This window comes from Humidesulfovibrio sp., from assembly GCF_031082295.1.
Lineage (GTDB): Bacteria > Desulfobacterota > Desulfovibrionia > Desulfovibrionales > Desulfovibrionaceae > Humidesulfovibrio.
The window spans coordinates 1-4,848 of sequence record NZ_JAVHLD010000063.1; the positions used below are offsets into that span (position 1 = coordinate 1).

Genomic DNA, 4,848 nt, shown 5'->3' on the forward strand with positions numbered 1-4,848 from the left:
CTGTGGACGCAAAGCCGTCCACAGGAACCTTTCGCGCAATGGGGGGGTCTGGGGGGCCTCAGGCCCCACAGCCGCCGGAGGCCGACCGCTCAGGTGCCGCTTGCGCGGGCCTTGTCCTTGGCAAGCGAGAGCGCGGTCTTGACGCGGGAGACGAAGGTTTCCGGGGTATCCTGCGCTTCGGCCTGGGCCGCGCCGAGGGTGACGGTGAGGCGCGCGCCTTGGCGGAAGCTGTGCCTGCCCACGAGTTCGCGCAACTTCTCCGCGAACAGGGCGGCTTTTTCGGCCTCGATGCCCGCGGCCAGGATGAGGAAGCGCCCGCTGCGCCAGCGGAACAGGCAGTCGGCCTTGCGGATGTGCTGCTTGAGCAGTTGCGCCAGTTCGTAGAGCAGTTGGTCGCCGGCCTCGTAGCCCAGGGACTCGTTCACGGCGCGGAAGCCGTCCACGTCCACCATGATGCCGGAGAAGGTGGCGCCGTAGCGCTTGAGGCTTTCAAGCTCGCGCACGATCATCTGGTCGAAGGCCATGCGGTTCAGGACTTTTGTCAGCTCGTCGTGGTGGCAGTGCTGGTCGAGGGAGTTCTTGAGCCGCGCTATTTCCAGCGAGTTTTCGCGCACGGGCCGGAGCAGCCCGACGTAGACCAGCACGGCCTGGGCGACCAGCACGGCGACGCCCAGCAGCATGGCCGCGTAGGTTTCCTTAATGAGCCCCGGCGCGTGGGTCGGGTGGTTTGCCAGCAGCTGGTAGGCGACAAAGAACTCTGACATGAGCACGCCGAAGATGGCGATCAGGGTGACGGCGTACAGCAGGGCGGTGCCCCGGCCAGGCATTTTCGGCGTGCTGATCGTGTCGGCTTGCTCAGCCATGTCCGGCCCTCCGTCTCGTCAGGGTTGCATTTGGTAGCGCAACTCGCCCTGGTTGCCGCGCATGCGCAGGTCGATGAAGAAATTGCTCCAGGTCCAGCCGTAGCGGTCGCCCATCTGGCGGCCCGGCCCAAAGAGGTCGATCAGGTAGTCCTTGATGAGGAAGAAGTTGTCCTGCCCCTCGAAAACGATTCCCACGCCGTTCAAGGTGCCCTTGGGGAAATAGTAGGCCACGGAGCGGACCTGGGCCTGGCCCAGCTGCAACACCTCGTCGGGGCGGAAATACGTTCCGCGCAGGGTGATGGGCTGGGTCACGGGGAGAAGCCCCTGGGCCTTGGCAAGCTCGATGCCCCAGGGCAGCCCCCGGAACTCGACAGGCGCGGGCTTCACCGCGAAAGTCAGGTCGGGCCGGGCGGTTTTGGCCTTGGAGCTGGGCCGCCTCATGAAGGCGGGTGGGGTGTCGATGTTCTGCGGCGCCATGGTCCCGGCCGGGGGCTCAGGGATGGCCGCAGGCTCAGGCAGGGCGGGCGCGGAGAACTCCGCCGGGCCGCCTTCAGAAGCGGCGGCAACGGGTTCCTGGGCGAAACAGGTCGTCGCGAGGACAAGGACAAGACATGCCGTCAGTGCGGTAACGGCCAGGGCGCAGCGCATGGAGCCTCCGGGCAAATGTGTGTATCTGTGCCGCATCTTGGCCCGTATGGGCAGGGAAATCAAGGTCTGGCGGCACTATTTCTGCACACATCGCCCGGGCGGGCCTCACTGGTTCAGAGATAGAGGGCCTCCGCTCCGGCGCAGGCCAAGGCCGCCTCGCGGGTTTCCATGACCATGCGTCCCAGGCGCAGCAGCCTGCGGCCTGAGCTGATGTCCTCCAGCAGACACTTCTCGCGCGCCAGGCACAGGGCCAGGCGATAGGGGCGAGGATGGAAGGGGTCCGTGGCCTCGTAGACGCGGTACATCTCCGTCGGCAGGCTGTGCTGAGGCTGGGGTTCGACCAGGGCGTTCATGGCGTCCTCCTTGATGCTCGAATCGTAGCAACATTTATGCCCCGGCGATGATTGCGTGCCGCGCCAGACGGTTGGACAAAGAGACGGAACCCTTCTCTGGGCGGAAAGCGCAAAAAAGGCCCCCCGGACTGCTCCAGGGGGCCTTTGGGCTGGCGTAATTTTGGATGCTACGCGTTCGGGGACAGGCTCTGGATGACCCAGATCACGCGGCCTATGGTGCGCGCGGCCATTTCCGTCGCGGGCACGTGCAGATCGGCGTGGGCCTTGTCCTCGGCCTTGAGGACGAACTGGCCGTCCTGGTAGTACACGCGGCGGATGAGCAGCCCCTGGTGCGGGAAGTGCACCGCGCAGAGGTCGCCGTCCGGGTGCTGGCGCTGGTCCTGATCCACGCCCACAAAAGCGCCGCGCAGAACGATGGGCTCCATGCCGGCGGAGTCCACGCGAAGCACCTGCAAGTTCGGCCGGAAGAAGGACTCCGGTATGGTCAGATCTTCCACGGGCATTGGCTGCCAGGTTGCCGGGTCAGTCCCCGCCCCCGCCATGGACGACACGGGCACGACGCGCCCGCGGGCGTGGTTGCGGCCGTAGGCGGCCGGGGTCTCGCGCAGGAGATTTTCAGCGCTCACGTGGCCCTTGGCCGCGTTCAGGTACACCGGCTCGTGCCCATCGGAGAGCCAGTTGGGGTTCAGGCCGTGGCTGCGGTACAGCTTCAGAAACCAGTCCGAAGGAACCGAACAACGCCTCTTGGCGTCGGATATGCTTGACTGGCGGACTTCCAGAACGTCCGCAAGCTGGACCTGAGTCCGCGCTCCTGTGGCTTTCTTAATGCGCTCAATCGCTTCCTCGAACCATTGCTCAAGGCGCTCATCGCATTTCTTTTTGAGTTTTGCCACCGCGAAACCTCCATGATAATCTTATCGATATAGTTCCGTGCAGACAAGGTGCACTATATTCAACTTCCGTGCACTCCCGCTATATTCTTAACGATAGTTTCAAATACTCGTGTCAGTCAAGCATAAACGCACAGAGATGCTCGCCATGTTGTAAATAATGATTTACACACGACGAGAACGTTCAACGTTCCTCAGCCACTAATGTAGAGTAGGTAAACCATTCTGAGTAGCTGTCAATACTTGGCAACCAAAATTAAGTAGACCTATTGTGCAGTACCCTTTGCCCGTATGGCGTGTCGTTCCACACCATGAACGCAATCTTTTCCTGATAATGATGAGAGATGCATTCTATAAGCAGAATGGGCGCAAAGGAGCGTCTTCCCTCGCGCCGCGCGTTGTGCTATCGATGCAACGCCTAAACACAAATGGATTGGCGCCTGCGACGCGCCGCTTCGCTCAATCGGCCCGCCGCCAGCGCGCGGGCTCAGCACCCGAGAGGATCATGGACGGGAACAGCTCGCGCATATTTCGCGCCTACGATATTCGCGGCATTGTGGACCAGGACTTCGACGCCGACTGGGTCGAGGACCTGGGCCGGGCCTGCGGCGCCTACTTCCTGGCACGCGGCTCGAAACGCGCGGTTGTCGGCCGCGACTGCCGCCTGACCTCGCCCGGCTTCCAGGAGCGCCTTGTGGCCGGACTCACCAGCACCGGCGTGGACGTGCTGTTCCTGGGCATGGTCCCGACGCCGGTCTGCTATTTCGCCATCCGCCACCTCGGCTATGATGCCGGGGTGATGATCACCGCCAGCCACAACCCGTCGCAGTACAATGGCTTCAAGATCTGGGCGGGCAAGAGCACCATCCACTCCGGCGAGATACAGGAGGTGGCGCGCCTGCTTGCCGCGCGGAACTTCCCCACGGGCCAGGGCCTGGCCACCGCCCACGACATCGAGCCCAGCTACCTTGAAACCCTCACCGGCCTGGCCAACGTGCCGCGCCGGGTGAAGGTGGTGCTCGACGGCGGCAACGGCGCGGCAGGCCTGGTCACCAAGGCGCTGCTCGAGCGGGCCGGGGCCGAGGTCATTCCGCTGTTTTGCGAGCCCGACGGCCGCTTCCCGAACCACCATCCCGACCCCGTGGAGGAGAAGAACCTGGGCGCGCTCAAGGCCAAGGTGCTCGAGACCGGTGCCGAGCTGGGCATCGGACTGGACGGCGACGGCGACCGCATCGGCGCTGTGGACGAGAACGCCCGCGTCATCCACGGCGACCGCCTGCTGGCCATCTTCGCCCGGCAGGTGCTGGCGGCAAAGCCGGGCGCGGCCATCATCGGCGACGTCAAATGCTCGCACCTGCTCTTCGCCGACATCGCCAAGCACGGCGGGCGGCCCATCATGTCCGCCACCGGCCACTCGCTCATCAAGGACCGCCTGCTCAAGGAAAAAGCCGCCCTGGCCGGGGAGATGAGCGGCCACATGTTCTTCGCCGACCGCTACTTCGGCTTCGACGACGCGCCCTACGCCGCCCTGCGGCTGGTGGAGATCGTCTCCCAGGCCGGGGGGCCGCTGTCCACGCTGCTGTCCGACTGGCCGCAGACCTTCGTCACCCCGGAGCTGCGCGCCGACTGCGCCGAGCACGCCAAGTTCCAGGTGGCCGAGCGCGCCCGCACCGAATTCGCCAAGGACTACACCCTGGAAGGCAACGACGGCGCGCGGCTCGTGTTCCCCGACGGCTGGGCCCTGGTTCGCGCCTCCAACACCTCGCCCTCCCTGGTGCTGCGCTTCGAGGCCGAGAGCGAGGCCCGACTGGCCGAAATCCGCAAGCTGGTGGAAGTCCCCCTTGCCCGCTGGATCAAGGAACTGGGCGGCGAGATGTAGCCACCGCCACCATCACCTCGCGCCGAGCGGGCTGTTTCAGGACGACCTGAGGCAGCCCGCTCGGCTTTTGGTGTCAAACCCTGTCAACCCGCTATTTTTGTCCTTCTTGCGGCCAAAAACGGGGGTATATTTGTCCGCGCCGAATACCGGGGGTACAATGGGCCATTTGCGACGGGCAGCCCGCCCGTTGCGCAAACCCTCAGGAGACCCCCATG

Annotated in this window: 5 protein-coding genes; 1 reads left to right on the plus strand and 4 read right to left on the minus strand. The window is 64.6% G+C overall.

Annotated features, from left to right (window positions below):
* Nucleotides 1–89: 89 nt before the first annotated feature.
* The 4 genes from RDU24_RS15745 to RDU24_RS15760 form a co-directional block, all read right to left on the minus strand.
* Nucleotides 90–863, minus strand: coding sequence for a GGDEF domain-containing protein (locus RDU24_RS15745; protein WP_308736734.1), 774 nt, complete (start codon nucleotides 861–863; stop codon nucleotides 90–92).
* A gap of 18 nt (nucleotides 864–881) precedes the next feature.
* Entirely contained in the window at nucleotides 882–1,511 is a 630-nt protein-coding gene (locus RDU24_RS15750) for a hypothetical protein (protein WP_308736735.1), read from the minus strand.
* A 113-nt stretch (nucleotides 1,512–1,624) separates the two neighbouring features.
* On the minus strand, nucleotides 1,625–1,864 hold the full coding sequence (locus RDU24_RS15755) for a hypothetical protein (protein ID WP_308736736.1): 240 nt from the start codon (nucleotides 1,862–1,864) through the stop codon (nucleotides 1,625–1,627).
* Between the two features lie 167 nt (nucleotides 1,865–2,031).
* Nucleotides 2,032–2,757 (minus strand): LexA family transcriptional regulator, encoded by a 726-nt coding sequence (locus tag RDU24_RS15760; RefSeq protein WP_308736737.1) that lies wholly within the window; start codon nucleotides 2,755–2,757, stop codon nucleotides 2,032–2,034.
* Between the two features lie 502 nt (nucleotides 2,758–3,259).
* On the opposite strand from RDU24_RS15760, the gene RDU24_RS15765 reads away from it, so the two are divergent.
* On the plus strand, nucleotides 3,260–4,633 hold the full coding sequence (locus RDU24_RS15765; RefSeq protein WP_308736738.1) for a phosphomannomutase/phosphoglucomutase: 1,374 nt from the start codon (nucleotides 3,260–3,262) through the stop codon (nucleotides 4,631–4,633).
* The last annotated feature ends 215 nt before the right edge of the window (nucleotides 4,634–4,848 follow it).